Source organism: Paenibacillus sp. FSL K6-1330, from assembly GCF_037976825.1.
Classification (GTDB): domain Bacteria; phylum Bacillota; class Bacilli; order Paenibacillales; family Paenibacillaceae; genus Paenibacillus_AQ.
The window spans coordinates 2,908,993-2,922,775 of sequence record NZ_CP150269.1 but is presented as its reverse complement, the minus strand read 5'-3'; the positions used below and the strand labels follow the sequence as shown (position 1 = coordinate 2,922,775).

Genomic DNA, 13,783 nt, shown 5'->3' with positions numbered 1-13,783 from the left:
AAATCGATGGAAAAACACCTTAACAGCATTCTGGAACACAATCGCAGCTTTGTAGAGAATAAAGAGTACGAATCCTACCTGACAGGGCGTTTTCCTGAGAAGAAACTCGTCATTATCACTTGTATGGATACACGATTGGTCGAACTGCTCCCTAAAGCGATGAATTTCAAAAATGGCGATGTCAAAATCATTAAAAACGCCGGCGCGATCATTTCACAGCCCTTCGGAAGTGTTATGCGAAGCGTCATGGTTGCACTGTACGAACTGCACGCCGAAGAAGTCATCGTTGTGGGTCACTACGAATGCGGCATGGCTTCCCTAAACGCCGAGGACATGATCCAGCATATGAGAGACCGCGGCATATCCGATGAAGTGTTATCCACGCTGGAAAACTCCGGCATCCGGTTATCCAAATGGCTTCGCGGATTCGATAACATTACGGACGGCGTAAAAAATACCGTAAACCTGATCAAAAACCACCCACTTCTTCCTCCAAACGTACCCGTTCATGGCATGGTCATCGACCCCAACACCGGCGCGCTGGATCTGGTCGTAGAAGGTTACGAGAACGAATAAATCAATCAAAGTCAAATGGAAGCACAAGCGCTTACGCGTTTGTGCTTTTTTAGTCACAATTTTGCCAAAAGCAGAGAGAAAGCCCCCTCCCCCGGTTGTCAAACCATACAGTTTCAGTGTACACTTTTTAACAACCGGACCGATAGGCGAATGACCATCCACGCTTTAGCGTCCACGATATGCGTTTCAAAGGGAGTTATGTCCATGAATACGTTGTCATACGGCTTGTTAGGATTACTAGCAAGAAGAGAATCATCAGGATATGATTTGATGCTTCGAATACAGCCCTTTTGGCAAGCCAAACACAGTCAAATCTATCCCTTGCTGTCCAGCATGGAGGAGAAGCAGCTATTGTCCTCGCACTGGGTCCAGCAAAGTGATAAACCGGACAAGAAAATCTATGCGATTACAGAAAAAGGCATGCAGAAGCTGCGTGAATGGATGTACCAACCTATCGCGCCTGCAGTCACCAAGGATGAGCTTTCTCTTCGGACCTTTTGCCTGTGGCTGACGGAGATCGGCATCGCCGTCGATATTTTCGAGGACCGCAGAATTGGGTATTTGGAGAAAAAACGTTATTATGAGCAGATTTTAGAGGGAATTCCGGAGGATACCCGCGAGATTGGAAGCAAGGCTTTCAGCAATTACGTACTCGCTACCAAAGGGCTGATGATGGCTGAAACCGAGCTGAAATGGTGTGATTGGGTACTGGAATTACTGAGACAGCAGCAGCACACAACAGCCTCAAAACATGGTCGTACAAATTTTGAAACCTTATCGTGACTCGTCCGTATTACTCTTTATTACTCTAAATTTACTGGGAGGTTCGACAGAACACGATGAAAAAAGTATTGACTATTCTTGTAGCGATTACATTGTTCTTTGTAGCACTGACACCTGATTCCGCAGATGCCCGCAGAGGCGGCGGAGGTTTCAAATCCGGGACCAAGACATACAACAGCACTCCGAAAAAGAATAATAACAATAATGTTCAACAATCGAACAACCGTTCCAATACGACAGGGGCGGCCGGCAGCACGGCAAAACGCGGATTCTTCAGCGGCGGCAGCTTGATGAAAGGACTTATGATCGGTGGTCTAGCTGGTTTGCTCTTCGGCAGCATGTTCGGGGGTATGGGCTTCATGGGCGAAATCATGGGACTCCTCATTAACCTGATCGCTATCTGGGCTTTGATTATGATCGTTATGGCTGTTGTACGCTCCGTGAAGAATCGTCGTAAACAAAACGAACCTCGCGACAACAACAATAACAACAATCGGTACTAATCCATGATTTTGAGCATGGACGAAATCGTCAATGCAGTCTGCCTTCATCAGGCGGAACGCAGAGGCGTCAAACCAACCGATGTATCGCTTGAGCTTAGCTGGGATGAAGATACCGGATATACAGGTGAAGTATGGGTCAGCGGTAGGAATCAATATTTGATTGAGGCTAACCTCATCGAAGCCATTCTCCGCTACCTGTACTCCGAGTACAATATCCGCGCTTACAGCGAACAAGTACGACTTGAGCTGGAAGACGAAATTATCGCCATCGTTCAGCAATAACCTGATGAATCGATAAAGCAGCCGCTTCGCTACTATGCGAAGCGGCTGCTCTTTGATTACAAACAATAGGATCAGTTCGTACAGTGCGCAAAGGTTCCGTCCAAGAAAAGCGCTTCAACCATATTGGCGCCCCTCTCTAATATACGAGCAACACGGCCATCATTGTCTTGGCTTATCGCAGTACCCGTGCCTGCGTCGTTCTATCCCGAATTCGGGTTCTCCAGCTCTTTCCGCTTGCCCGCCTTATGCCATTCCTCATACTGTCCACCGATCTGAAGGAAGGATTCATGGATCATATCCGTCATTTCTCGGATTTCGTCCTTGGTATACTTCAAATGGGTGTTTACATTATCCACCTTGTATTTTTGCAGAAGCTTAATATGGGCAATCGTATGAATGGTATCCTCCAGGATCCAGAAGATCACTTCATCGGTATCCTTGGTCCTCTTGCTGAGCATCTGCACGCCTCTTTCATACATAGCGAGCTCATATTCCTGCTCTCCAACCCGAACAACCGGACTCAAATCACCTATATAACCTTCTTCAAAAGGTAGAGTGGCCACTCTCTCGTATTCAGGATCATACATGGAAGTCTTATGAAGCAGATGAAGGATTCGATCAATCATTTCTTGTTTTGTAAGCATAATGGACATCTCTTCCCCCTTTAGGAGTCGCGTAAATGACGCAGGATTGTTTACGGTTTTACCAAGACAAGGGCTCTGAGTTCTTCCAGAATATCCAGCGGTTGGTTTCACAAATCGGGGCTGTGCCAATACTGTACTCATCCCTGACGCCGCTTGCCAGGTTAATCCGGTGCAGCATACCGCCATAGGTGCCGACCAGCAGGAAATTCTCATCCGGCGTCGCGATCAGCCCGGAAATCGTGCTACCTACAAAATAACGCCATATTTCCTTGCCCTCATAATCGATAAAACGGAGGTACCCATAAGCATCGCCAAGAATGCCTCCCTCCTTCAGCGCGACGCCGGCGTACACGCGCATTTCTTCATTTATCGGCAGTCCTTCTGCAAAGGCTCTCGTTTCTACAGCATGCAGCGGTACGGATATCGTATCCCCATTGTAAAAATGGCAGGCATTAAACCACACGGAACGACCATCCTGCGTGAACAGGCTATAGTGTGGATAACTGGAATGAGGCTCTATTCTGTACAACTGCTGCCCTTCCAGGTCCATCAGCAGATGCTCGCTGGACTGGCTGCCATATGCCAGCCACCTGCCATCCCGCGAGATTGCGCCGTGAGCCATATCGATTCTGGTATCTTCAAGCTCGTCCTCTCGAAGCTCCCCGGCATCCGGATGCATTAATTGCGCCTTCGAGTCTCCCAGCAGGTAAATGCCATACGCGCCAACGAGCAGAACCTGCCGCCCATCGTTGAACGGAATGATTTCATCGAGAATATCATAAGGTCTCTCTTCATCAGCCAGTGATTCAAGATCTTTGAGATCGGCCTTCAGGCGGCTGCAAATATCCTGCCATGTAAACTTCGCAACCAATTGCCCGTTCAAGGAAGTACCCGGCAAAAATATCGTCCGCACCCCATTCTCATCGGCTACTGCCAAGTACTGTCCATCTACGGAGCTTCCTGCACAGCCGATTCCCGTTAACTCGGTTATGCTATCACTACCAACGACATAGGTGAACCGTCGCTCCCATGAAGCTCCAGTTTGCAGCAGCACGTGACCATTTTCCCATGCATATACGGGCTTCACCGCCTGTGTCTCCTCCTTGAACTCTCCTGTCAATGGCCAGGACGCGGGCGGCAGCTCTTCGCGAAGCAGAGCCGTTTCACCGGCTTCATTGGCGGCAGCGATCATCTTAACCACTTCTTGGGCCATGGCCTGGCGCCGATCCTCTTCGATCGCAGGCGGTTCCTCCTGCCAATTGGTCTCCATCCCTATGCGTACATATTCATTAACGTCGGCGGCATAACGTTTGCCTTCCGCGCGCCACTCTTCCGCTGTTTTCCGGTCCAACCAACTCATTCGCGTTCCCCCCTGTATGTATTTATGTATATCGGTTTGTAATGGAAAGCTTCTTCAACGATTTCCTCTGGCGTCATATCTTTTTCCGGCCAAAAAATCAAATTGCTGATGTCGGGGTGGGGAACATTCCGCTGCAGCAATTCGATCCATTCCTCCACCTCTTCTTCGCTGCCTTCTCCATTATACAGTCTTGTCACCAGATCAACGATCTGCGCTCTCGTTAATTCGCTCATGTACGGCTCCTTTCTTGTCATCGATCCAACGCCGAATAAATTCCTTCTCAGACTTATTCAACCGTTTAAGTGAATTTTCAAAAAAATACAGATACTTTGAATGAAGTTGTTTTAGCTTCTCTATTTCGCCAACAGAGATAGCTTCCTTAATTGCATACGTTAGTTTCCCATAACTATCTACGATAATTTCTGAACTTAGAATAACATCAATCATTAACTTCCCTTCGGGCTCAGCTGCCTTCGTTTTTTTCTCTATCTAAGATTTCTTTACTCCTCAACCATTTTTTCATAAATTTTATGCGAAAAACGCATAAATATCAATATGCAATTTTCGCATAAACTAAACTTTGCATGGGTGATATATGATGTATAAACGAATTCGAGGACTACGCGAAGACAGAGATCTGACACAACAGCAGATGGCGAATTATCTGCACATTTCCCAAACCACATACTCTCGATACGAAAGTGGAAATTTGGATGTTCCTAGCTCAGTATTGATTAAACTAGCGGATTTCCATGACGTAAGCATTGATTACATACTTGGCCAGACTGACATTGCAAAGCGTAATCACAGCAAGAAAGAAAAGTAACACCAAGATCATGGGTGGGGGCTATTTCTATTATAAACATATCAACGCTGTTCGTGGTGCGACTTTGCTTATTCCAACAAAGATGAGCATCATATCGAATGCTCGGATTATCCCCCCCGTAGCAGGGGAATTTCAAGTGTAGTTAGAAACAGAAAAAGCCGAGTCTAGTAGACCGGCCTTTCTTTCGTTTTGCATTTATTCAAATGCTAATCATTGTTCAATTTTTTGCCTACAGCTTTGGTTTCAACAGGCACGGTTATTTCTAATTCCTTAATATATTCCTTCTTAAACCCGTTTTTTGTGTTGCTGATATAAGGCTTTATGGTTATTGCTTTTGGGATGTGTGTAAACGGCTCATACATTGTTTTTGAATAGATGCCGTATTTCTCCGGGTCCTTGGAGCTGCCTCTGGCACCGATTGGTTTCATGGAAACACCTTGATCATCCACCAGTTCATATTCCATATTCAGAAAACCTGTAGTCAAATATTTTTCAGGAACAAGATTTAGGTCAGCCTTTACATTGATAACTACTTCAGTCGTAATGGGAGTAAGTCCAATTTTTTCGATCGTTAACTTCAGGTTGTCATGCGTTTTGGATAAACCCGGGTCCTCGACATAAAAGGTATTCGATGTGTTCTTAACGACAGGCACGTTGAAATTGAAAGGTTCTTTGATTCCTTTAATTATCAATGTTACAGACAAATGGAACGTATCGGGGAATGGGGCGTTTTCCTCGGCGTAACTCGAATCATCCGTAAAGATCAGTACAGAATCTTTTTCCCCCGTAGCGCTCATTCCAGCTGGTAGAGTCTCTCCTTGATATTCCATGTAATAATGTTCAATCCCCCGAGATGAAAAAAAATGACCCTCAGGCCTTATGGGTTCATACAAAGGCTCTTCGAAGTTCTTGCTCGATTCACGGGTGGCCACCATCGCTACCCGTACTCCGTCATATATGACATTCGTAATTTTCATGGTAACCCCATCATGCGTATCCTTGATGTCGACCGGCGTAACGAACCCCTGACTTTCAGCAGTCTGCAAGCCGGCATCCTGATTTTGAAATATACTGCCGATCAAGGGGATTTGCCGGAGAGATTGCGCAAGGGCTGGTGAAATGAACCCGGATGCGATGACGGTCGACCCCAGAACGGCAACAGTCAGGACGGATAACATAGCGATTTTAACTCCCCGGCCTCTCTCTCTCCTTATATAGCGGCGTCTTGCAGGCATCTCCATATTGACGATGGTATGGTACGTCTCGTCGATCCGGTTTCGAACCATTTCGGGCATTTGACTTTGTTCCTTCCGTTTCAAGGTTTCCATTTCGACTTCAAAACGCTCCATAATTCAACTTCCTTTCCCGAGATTGATCTAACGATGCAAGAAGGATATTGCGAGCCCGATACAGGCGATTTTTTACGGCGTTTACTGATATGTCGAGGATGTGGGCGACATCCTTAATGGGAATATCCTGTAGATAGTGCAGTACGACGACAATTCGAAGGGATTCATCCAACTGATCAACTGCTTCGCGCAAATCGATTTTTTCATACTCTTTGACATCGGAAGATAGGACATGAATGTCTGCCATCGTTTGGGTACGAGCTCTCTGTCGTAATATCTCGTTGCATTGGTTGATCAGTATGCGACATATCCACGTTTTGAAATAAGCAGGTTTTTTCAAGCCATATATGGCTTTGTAGGCTTTCAGCATCGTTTCCTGAATCGCATCCGCACAATCCTCGTCTTGTCTGAGCATTGAGCGGGCAATGGAATAGAGGGTTGATTCTACTCCTTGCAAGAGTCGAATAAACGCTTCACGGTCACCCGCTTGGGCCGATACGACCTCTTGCTCCATTTCTGATAACAATTGAACCTCGCCTCTTTCTTCTATGATTTTTTCAGTTTGCTTATATTTATTAGATCGCGAATCTAGACCAAAGGTTAGATTCTAATTACACGGGTTTTCATGTTGCGAAGGGATTGCAGGAACACATGACATTACAGTAGTAAATTAAGTAATTGCGGCCCTTTTTGATATAATTTAAATTTTGTCAGCATTGGGGCCGCCTATGGATGTGACCTTATCCCGGAAGGAACTGAGCTGCTATACAACAGAGAACGCGACAAGAACAATGATTGTTAGCTGGTTCAAACAAAATAAATAAAGAGCTCGATTGAAATGATGAGATCGCCTTGTCCTTTGCTTCACACTCTGGGACAGGGTAATTTTTTATGATATGTCCATTCGTCCCGTCTATATTAGGTATCATTGACCTGTGCTGTGAGATTGTCGATAATAGTAGATAGTAGAATAAATTCACTATCTTCAAGGGATTGGAGCTATGTAATGAAATATCATAATCTGGAAGAATGCATCATAGATCTGGAGAAACATGGCCATTTGGTTCGTATACATGAAGAGGTTGATCCACATTTGGAAATGGCAGCCATACATATGAAGGTCTATGCCGCAGGCGGCCCGGCGCTGTTATTTGAAAATGTTAAAGGTTCAAGGTTCCGCGCGGTCTCCAACCTGTTCGGTACGATCGAGCGTAGCAAATTCATTTTTCGGGAAACCTTCGAATCCACACAAGACGTGATCGCGCTGCGCAACGATCCGATGAAGGCGCTCAAAAATCCGTTCAAATATATCGGGACGGGATTAGCAGCTAAAACCGCGTTACCTATCAAAAAAACGGGGGCATTGCCACCCGGATTTCAGGAAATCCAAATTTCCGATATGCCGTTAATTAAGCACTGGAAGGATGATGGCGGTGCTTTTGTCACGCTGCCTCAAGTCTATTCGGAAGATCCGGAGAAGCCGGGCGTCATGAATTCCAATCTGGGCATGTATCGGGTGCAGCTCACAGGCAACGAATATGAAATAAACAAGGAAGTTGGCATCCATTACCAGATCCACCGGGGCATCGGCATCCATCAAGCGAAGGCCAATAAATTGGGGCAGCCGCTTAAAGTAAGCTGTTTCATCGGGGGTCCCCCTGCGCATACGATTTCAGCGGTTATGCCGCTGCCGGAAGGCATGAGCGAGCTAACCTTTGCCGGCTTGCTGTCCGGACGCCATTTCCGGTACAGCTATGTTGACGGCTACTGCATTAGCCACGATGCGGATTTCGTCATTACAGGGGAAATCTACCCGGGTGAAACCAAGCCGGAAGGTCCTTTTGGTGATCATCTGGGCTATTACAGCCTTATCCATCCGTTTCCCGTCATGCGAGTGCACAAGGTCTACGCCAAACAACAGGCGATCTATCCATTTACGGTCGTTGGAAGACCTCCACAGGAAGATACGTCCTTCGGCGAACTGATTCATGAGCTGACTGGCGGGGCCATCCGGCAAGAAATCCCGGGTGTCAAAGAGGTTCATGCGGTGGACGCTGCTGGGGTACACCCCTTGCTCTTTGCCATCGGCAGCGAACGCTATACCCCTTATCAACAAGTAAAACAGCCGGCTGAGCTTCTCACGATTGCCAATCGGATATTGGGCACGGGCCAATTGAGTTTAGCCAAGTATCTGTTCATAGCGGCCGAGGAGAACCAAACCTTAGACACGCATCAGATCGAGGATTTCTTGGCCTATATATTGGAACGAATCGATCTGCACCGGGATATCCATTTTCAGACCAATACTACGATCGATACACTCGATTATTCCGGGACCGGGCTTAACACCGGGAGCAAGGTCGTATTCGCGGCGGTCGGGGATAAAAAAAGGGATTTGTGCCAAGAGGTGCCTGAAGCCTTGACGGATCTGCCCGGATACTCGCCAGCCAAATGGATCATGCCCGGCATTGTCGCGATCCAGGGAGCCGCTTTTACGAGTTATGCCGAAGTGCGGCAGGAAATGGAGCGTCTAAACGAGACGATCCGTGCGAGAGGTTCCCTCTCCTCCTGTCCGATGATCATTCTGTGCGATGACAGTGAATTCATGAGTGCGACAGTAAGTAATTTCCTGTGGGCAACCTTTACGCGCAGCAATCCTTCCCATGACATTCACGGCGTGAACAGCCGCTATGAGCATAAGCATTGGGGCTGTGATACGGTCATTATCGATGCCCGTACAAAACCGCATCAGGCTCCGCCATTAATACCGGATGAAGAGGTTGAACGCAGCATCAAGCGTTTATTTGCGGACGGAGGCAGTTTAAGTCGGATTCAGTTACGTTAAACCCAAACGAGCTTTTAGAGTTCTTCTAGCAGCCGCCTATAGGATGAAATAAAAAAATGGCTGGTCCTTAGTCATATTGACTTTGGGATCAGCCTTTGTTTTTCTTATACGGGACGTTATATGGATGATAGTTGGTTCATCATGCGCAATCTATTAAAAGCGTCCTATGTCAGCACCCTCAGCACATCCTCAATCTTTTTCCCATGAGAGATCACCCCATAATTCATCCAGGTCAGAAAATCAACCTCATACACGCAGCCGCTCCTAACTGCCGGAAGTGATCGCCATTCTGGGGCATCGAGCAAACAACGTTCCTCGCCTTCCCAGGAAGAATGACGCTTGTCGAACGTAATAAACAGATGATCGACATCCAGCAGCTTCAGATATTTCCTGGACAAGATCGCATTCCGGGCATCCCTGGACAACTGCTGAACAAGTGGATGCGGGGTCAGACCCAGATCCCCGTACAGGATTGGCCCCGTATACCCATGATACGGACCCGAATATAAACTGATTCCAAGCGCCGATATACGAAGACAGGCCACGGTTTGGGCATGGACAGAGCGCTTAAGGAGTCTCCTGGCTTCACTAGCTTTATATTCGTATTGTGAGATGACATCCTGCACTCGGTCCTTCCTACCCAGCAGGTCCGCCGATTTACGCAGTGTCATGCGCCAATCCTCACTCGCATGCGGGAACTCATACGTTGGAGCTAGCCGTCCCAAGCCGTCGTCAGACATCCAGCGCCTGAACCCCCTATCCATCATAATTAAGTCCGGCTTGTGACGAGCAAGTTCATCGATATCCTCCTGCTCAATATCAATTACAGGGACATCATGCAGACCAAGGTAATCCTGTCTCCCCCATCTGTAGTGAGCGCATTGCACGACCGGTGTTATGCCGAGGGCTACCAAAAAATCTTCAAGGAATGGCGCAAATACCCGCATCTTCTCCTGATGACGTTGACGGCGATATTGTCCGGGCGAAATCCCCACGGTTTGTTTGAATCGACGATTAAAATAATATTCGTTGTTAAAACCAACAAATTGTGCAATATCCAGCAGCCGATCATCTGTCGCCAGCAGCAACTGTTTTGCCCGGTCAATCCGGACCCCGTTCAGATAATCAAGGGGGTACTTGGTCGTGATCTTTTTAAAAATCCGAGTATATTGCCAGCGTGCAACGTTCGCAAGCTCTGCCAACTGCTCCACAGTCCAATTATTTCGATAGTGCTCTTGTAGATGTTGAATCGATTTCTCAACAGCCTGGCGCATATTCGTATGGTGAGCAGCGTTCTGATTCTGCCGATATAAAAACAGCATGAACGCCTGAAAACGCACATGAATGTCGAAGGATTCCAACTCGCTATAGGTATCGCGCTGCCGATAAATGCCCTCCAGGTATTCAATACATTGAGAGAACGGGAGACATGACCATTCGGCCTGATGCTGGTACGGAGCAAATTGAGGGTTTCGTACAGGCAATGCCTGTCCAGAGGGAGTTCCCTCCATCCCCCAAAGTTCATAGGTTAACAGATAGAAACCCATGCCGTCCGTTTCAGAATGAATAAGTGCTGTTGAGCCGGGGGTTATGTGATAACTTCGACCTTGCCGCATGTGAAACTCCGTTTCCTCCAAGTGCAGTCGCCCCGTGCCGGCCGTCAAAATCAGCAGTGTGTGCTCGTTGTCAACCAGAATTTCTTGCTGCCAACCCATAGATTGCGTATGAAGCTGAATATCCTTCAACACATAAAATAAAGAAGTTCGGTTAATCGAGCTGGTTTCCGCCTTCATTTCATCTACCCCTACCCGAGAATCTATTCATACATAGTGCAAAGAAACAGAAAGCTCGTCAACGCCGTTGACAGCTTCCTGTTTCTATTCCAATACGGAGATCATCTCCTTATTGGACAAACCACTTCAAGAGATCGTCGGCTTTCATCATATTGGCTTTAATTGCGCCCGATTGCCAGTGGGTTCGATCCGCTCTGTACACATGACCGTTTTTGACGGCGGGTACAGATTTCCACAACGGACTGTCAAATACCTGCATTGCTTCTTGATTCTCTTCCGAGTCCCAGCTGCCGTTCGAAGGCAAAATAATGATATGGTCCGCATCTAACTCCGGGATTTTCTCTTCGGATAGAATAGCTTGAAAATCGGTCATGTCACGCGCAAACGGGTGTGGAGTCAATCCCATTTCTTTGTAGATATTGCCGATAAACCGGTTCTCGATACCAAACAGGGCTAGCGTTTTATCTCCGACATTTAACCGGAGCACCGCCACGGTCTCTTCCCCGACAGCTTGTTGCAGTTTCATCCTCGTTTCCTCGATTTTCTTATGATAGTCGCTCAACACGCCTTCGGCTTCCTCAGGTATGCCAAGCACATCCCCTATCGCTTTCATAATGTCCGGCGGATTTTGTAAAATAGACTCGGGCAGCCGATAAGTAGGAGCTATTTTGGAATAAAGCTCATATTTTGCCGAATCTGCTGCTCCGTCGACAATGATCAAATCCGGACTTGCCTCCAGCAGCGATTCTATACTTCCCGTTATATCAAAGGTCGGGACTTCCAGCCCCAAGTAATCCTGTTTCCCCCAGCTTGGATGATACCACTGTACAACAGGTGTAACTCCTAGAGCCAGCAGATAGTCCTCCAGATAGATCCCTACTACCCTCTTCGGATTTACTGGTATTTCGACCTCACCGAACTCATCCTTCATCATTTTGGTATCAACAGCCCCTTGTTTTGTCTCGTCCTGAGCGACCTGCTCCCCAACCTTTTCCGTGAATTGCCCGGAAGGTGCTGCACCCTCCTTGTCCTGCGGTGTTCCGCATCCAGCCAGAGCAATCACCAGTACAAGTAATGCTATCATCCATCGGGTATTCTTAGGATATGACCTTGCCATAAATCGTTTCTCCCCTTGCCTGTTGTTAAAAGGTACGAAAGAGATTCTTTTGTTTATACTGATTATGATAATCATTCTCATTTCGTTCAGGAACATTGTATCTCACTCCATGTGATCAAACAATACATTTTCTCAAATCATTTCTTATACAAACGCGAAATAAGAGCTCCCTGTCAGGAGCCCTCTTCTCTTCCTAAATAAATCTCAATATAATGATTACTATATCTACCTGGGAGGAAGAATATGTTTCCAATACTAGAGACTAAACGTTTAACGCTGCGGGAAATCCAACATCAGGACGCTGAGGCTATCTATAGCTGCTTCTCGAATGATGAGGTCACTCGATATTACGGACAAGACACGTTGACTACCCTCGAGCAGGCTCATCAAATCGTTGAGCTCTTCGCAAACAACTACAAGGAGAAACGCGGGATTCGATGGGGTATCGAAAGGAAAGATGCGCAAGGTCTCATTGGCACGATTGGGTATAACGTATGGTCTCCGCGGCATAAGAGGGCCGAAATCGGATATGAATTACATCCTGAGTTCTGGGAGCAAGGTTATGCAAACGAAGCTGCTTCCGCCGTCATCGCATATGGTTTTCTGGAGCTTGGCCTGACGCGCATCGGTGCCGTTGTTTTTATCGAGAACCAGGCGTCCCACGCGCTGCTGACCAAACTCGGTTTTGAAGCGGAAGGTATCCTACGCCAATATATATATCAAAACGGCGTGGCACACGATACGCGGGTGTACTCATTATTAAAAAACTAACCACTTGCGTTAGGGGTTCTACATAAACCTCTAAGCTTCATTCACCCGGAGATTCCTTGGCGTCCAGAAACGGTTTGTTCACAAAATAATACATAAAGCCCATCAAGAGCACGCCGCCAACCAAATTGCCAATCGTTACCGGGATCAGGTTATGCAGTACGCCCTCCAGTGAAATCGTGCCGGGATGATTCAGCACAAGCGCAATGGCAAAGGTGCACATATTCGCAACACTGTGCTCATATCCGGAAATGAAGAAGCAGAATACAAACAGCATCATGGCAAACATTTTGGCCCCGTCGCCCTTCAATGACATCGGGATAAAAAAGGCAAGGCATACGAGCCAGTTGCACAGAATTGCCCTGAAAAACAGCTGCACTGTCGGGGTGGTCATTTTGTGCTCAACCACATCGAGCAGGAATCCGTTCACGGATGAATCCATAAATAGTCCCGTTAAGAAAATCAGCAGCGCAAACGTGCACGCCCCTAAGATATTCCCCGCGTAGCTGAAGACCCACAGCTTGACGACCTCGAGCCACCTTAGTTTCTTCCGCAGAGCGGCATACGTGTAGTAGAACGTGTTTCCCGTAAACAGGTCCCCTCCCCCATACGCGATCAGAATGATCGCCGCGCCAAACGTAATGGCGGCCATCGGGTAAGTCAGAGGGGAATGCTCCAAATAAAAGAAGTTGCCTGTCTTAAAAGCAACAATGACGCCAAAGCCGATAAACATGCTGGCGAGCATGGAGCGGGCGATGTAACGAAGATGGCTTTGTTTGAAGATTTTGTGTTTTTTGAGAGCTAGCTGCTCCACCTTGAGTAATGATTCGGTTTCCATAATTCCTCCTGAAAAAGTCGGTTCTATATAGATTACACGATTTTTCCAATAATTCATATCACCTTATGTATCATTACCCCATTTCCCCTGACGAAACAT

General features: G+C 47.1%; 15 protein-coding genes. 7 read left to right on the top strand and 8 right to left on the bottom strand.

The annotated features are described in order from the left end of the window. Positions 1–6 precede the first annotated feature (6 nt). From NYE54_RS13315 to NYE54_RS13300, 4 genes are all read left to right on the top strand, one after another. The gene (locus NYE54_RS13315) at positions 7–576 is read left to right on the top strand and encodes a carbonic anhydrase (protein ID WP_090911712.1); all 570 of its coding nucleotides are present in this window, start codon (positions 7–9) and stop codon (positions 574–576) included. Between the two features lie 204 nt (positions 577–780). Next, entirely contained in the window at positions 781–1,359 is a 579-nt protein-coding gene (locus NYE54_RS13310) for a PadR family transcriptional regulator (protein ID WP_113056814.1), read from the top strand. Between the two features lie 56 nt (positions 1,360–1,415). Then, the gene (locus tag NYE54_RS13305) at positions 1,416–1,862 is read left to right on the top strand and encodes a hypothetical protein (protein WP_076321114.1); all 447 of its coding nucleotides are present in this window, start codon (positions 1,416–1,418) and stop codon (positions 1,860–1,862) included. A gap of 3 nt (positions 1,863–1,865) precedes the next feature. Continuing rightward, complete coding sequence (locus NYE54_RS13300; RefSeq protein ID WP_076321113.1) at positions 1,866–2,144, top strand: YxcD family protein; 279 nt, start codon at positions 1,866–1,868, stop codon at positions 2,142–2,144. A gap of 200 nt (positions 2,145–2,344) precedes the next feature. Here the strand turns inward: NYE54_RS13300 and NYE54_RS13295 are convergent, their stop codons facing one another. The 3 genes from NYE54_RS13295 to NYE54_RS13285 are packed head-to-tail and all read right to left on the bottom strand — an operon-like array spanning position 2,345 to position 4,381. Beyond that, positions 2,345–2,797, bottom strand: coding sequence for an immunity 63 family protein (locus tag NYE54_RS13295; RefSeq protein WP_339272328.1), 453 nt, complete (start codon positions 2,795–2,797; stop codon positions 2,345–2,347). A 49-nt stretch (positions 2,798–2,846) separates the two neighbouring features. Then, positions 2,847–4,148 (bottom strand): hypothetical protein, encoded by a 1,302-nt coding sequence (locus NYE54_RS13290; protein WP_339272326.1) that lies wholly within the window; start codon positions 4,146–4,148, stop codon positions 2,847–2,849. Then, a complete protein-coding gene (locus NYE54_RS13285) occupies positions 4,145–4,381 on the bottom strand; it encodes a bacteriocin immunity protein (protein WP_339272324.1) in 237 nt (78 codons plus the stop codon). The genes NYE54_RS13290 and NYE54_RS13285 overlap by 4 nt, the downstream gene beginning before the upstream one ends. A gap of 365 nt (positions 4,382–4,746) precedes the next feature. On the opposite strand from NYE54_RS13285, the gene NYE54_RS13280 reads away from it, so the two are divergent. After that, positions 4,747–4,974 carry a helix-turn-helix transcriptional regulator gene (locus NYE54_RS13280; RefSeq protein ID WP_076321108.1) on the top strand — a complete coding sequence of 76 codons (228 nt, stop codon included), beginning with the start codon at positions 4,747–4,749 and terminating at the stop codon, positions 4,972–4,974. A gap of 206 nt (positions 4,975–5,180) precedes the next feature. Here the strand turns inward: NYE54_RS13280 and NYE54_RS13275 are convergent, their stop codons facing one another. Continuing rightward, positions 5,181–6,323, bottom strand: a complete 1,143-nt coding sequence (locus NYE54_RS13275; protein ID WP_339272321.1) for a DUF4179 domain-containing protein — start codon at positions 6,321–6,323, stop codon at positions 5,181–5,183. Next, positions 6,310–6,849, bottom strand: a complete 540-nt coding sequence (locus tag NYE54_RS13270) for a sigma-70 family RNA polymerase sigma factor (RefSeq protein ID WP_306434165.1) — start codon at positions 6,847–6,849, stop codon at positions 6,310–6,312. Before NYE54_RS13270 ends, NYE54_RS13275 begins: the two co-directional genes overlap by 14 nt. A gap of 480 nt (positions 6,850–7,329) precedes the next feature. Between NYE54_RS13270 and NYE54_RS13265 the strand changes: the two genes are divergently transcribed. Then, positions 7,330–9,168: a UbiD family decarboxylase gene (locus NYE54_RS13265; RefSeq protein WP_339272318.1), complete on the top strand. Its 1,839-nt coding sequence runs from the start codon at positions 7,330–7,332 to the stop codon at positions 9,166–9,168. 164 nt (positions 9,169–9,332) lie between these two features. On the opposite strand, the gene NYE54_RS13260 is transcribed toward NYE54_RS13265, so the two are convergent. Continuing rightward, entirely contained in the window at positions 9,333–10,961 is a 1,629-nt protein-coding gene (locus tag NYE54_RS13260) for an AraC family transcriptional regulator (RefSeq protein WP_339272316.1), read from the bottom strand. Between the two features lie 109 nt (positions 10,962–11,070). Continuing rightward, complete coding sequence (locus NYE54_RS13255; protein ID WP_339272314.1) at positions 11,071–12,078, bottom strand: ABC transporter substrate-binding protein; 1,008 nt, start codon at positions 12,076–12,078, stop codon at positions 11,071–11,073. 243 nt (positions 12,079–12,321) lie between these two features. On the opposite strand from NYE54_RS13255, the gene NYE54_RS13250 reads away from it, so the two are divergent. Then, positions 12,322–12,849: a GNAT family protein gene (locus tag NYE54_RS13250; protein ID WP_339272312.1), complete on the top strand. Its 528-nt coding sequence runs from the start codon at positions 12,322–12,324 to the stop codon at positions 12,847–12,849. 37 nt (positions 12,850–12,886) lie between these two features. Here the strand turns inward: NYE54_RS13250 and NYE54_RS13245 are convergent, their stop codons facing one another. Then, the gene (locus NYE54_RS13245; RefSeq protein WP_076321103.1) at positions 12,887–13,684 is read right to left on the bottom strand and encodes a formate/nitrite transporter family protein; all 798 of its coding nucleotides are present in this window, start codon (positions 13,682–13,684) and stop codon (positions 12,887–12,889) included. Positions 13,685–13,783: the final 99 nt, after the last annotated feature.

Excerpts from the sequence above, each read along its gene's own strand:
- NYE54_RS13260 (WP_339272316.1), bottom strand. The coding sequence starts at position 10,961 with ATGAAGGCGGAAACCAGCTCGATTAACCGAACTTCTTTATTTTATGTG.
- NYE54_RS13310 (WP_113056814.1), top strand. The coding sequence starts at position 781 with ATGAATACGTTGTCATACGGCTTGTTAGGATTACTAGCAAGAAGAGAA.
- NYE54_RS13295 (WP_339272328.1), bottom strand. The coding sequence starts at position 2,797 with ATGTCCATTATGCTTACAAAACAAGAAATGATTGATCGAATCCTTCAT.
- NYE54_RS13315 (WP_090911712.1), top strand. The coding sequence starts at position 7 with ATGGAAAAACACCTTAACAGCATTCTGGAACACAATCGCAGCTTTGTA.
- NYE54_RS13280 (WP_076321108.1), top strand. The coding sequence starts at position 4,747 with ATGTATAAACGAATTCGAGGACTACGCGAAGACAGAGATCTGACACAA.
- NYE54_RS13275 (WP_339272321.1), bottom strand. The coding sequence starts at position 6,323 with ATGGAGCGTTTTGAAGTCGAAATGGAAACCTTGAAACGGAAGGAACAA.
- NYE54_RS13245 (WP_076321103.1), bottom strand. The coding sequence starts at position 13,684 with ATGGAAACCGAATCATTACTCAAGGTGGAGCAGCTAGCTCTCAAAAAA.
- NYE54_RS13305 (WP_076321114.1), top strand. The coding sequence starts at position 1,416 with ATGAAAAAAGTATTGACTATTCTTGTAGCGATTACATTGTTCTTTGTA.
- NYE54_RS13290 (WP_339272326.1), bottom strand. The coding sequence starts at position 4,148 with ATGAGTTGGTTGGACCGGAAAACAGCGGAAGAGTGGCGCGCGGAAGGC.
- NYE54_RS13300 (WP_076321113.1), top strand. The coding sequence starts at position 1,866 with ATGATTTTGAGCATGGACGAAATCGTCAATGCAGTCTGCCTTCATCAG.
- NYE54_RS13255 (WP_339272314.1), bottom strand. The coding sequence starts at position 12,078 with ATGGCAAGGTCATATCCTAAGAATACCCGATGGATGATAGCATTACTT.
- NYE54_RS13250 (WP_339272312.1), top strand. The coding sequence starts at position 12,322 with ATGTTTCCAATACTAGAGACTAAACGTTTAACGCTGCGGGAAATCCAA.
- NYE54_RS13285 (WP_339272324.1), bottom strand. The coding sequence starts at position 4,381 with ATGAGCGAATTAACGAGAGCGCAGATCGTTGATCTGGTGACAAGACTG.
- NYE54_RS13265 (WP_339272318.1), top strand. The coding sequence starts at position 7,330 with ATGAAATATCATAATCTGGAAGAATGCATCATAGATCTGGAGAAACAT.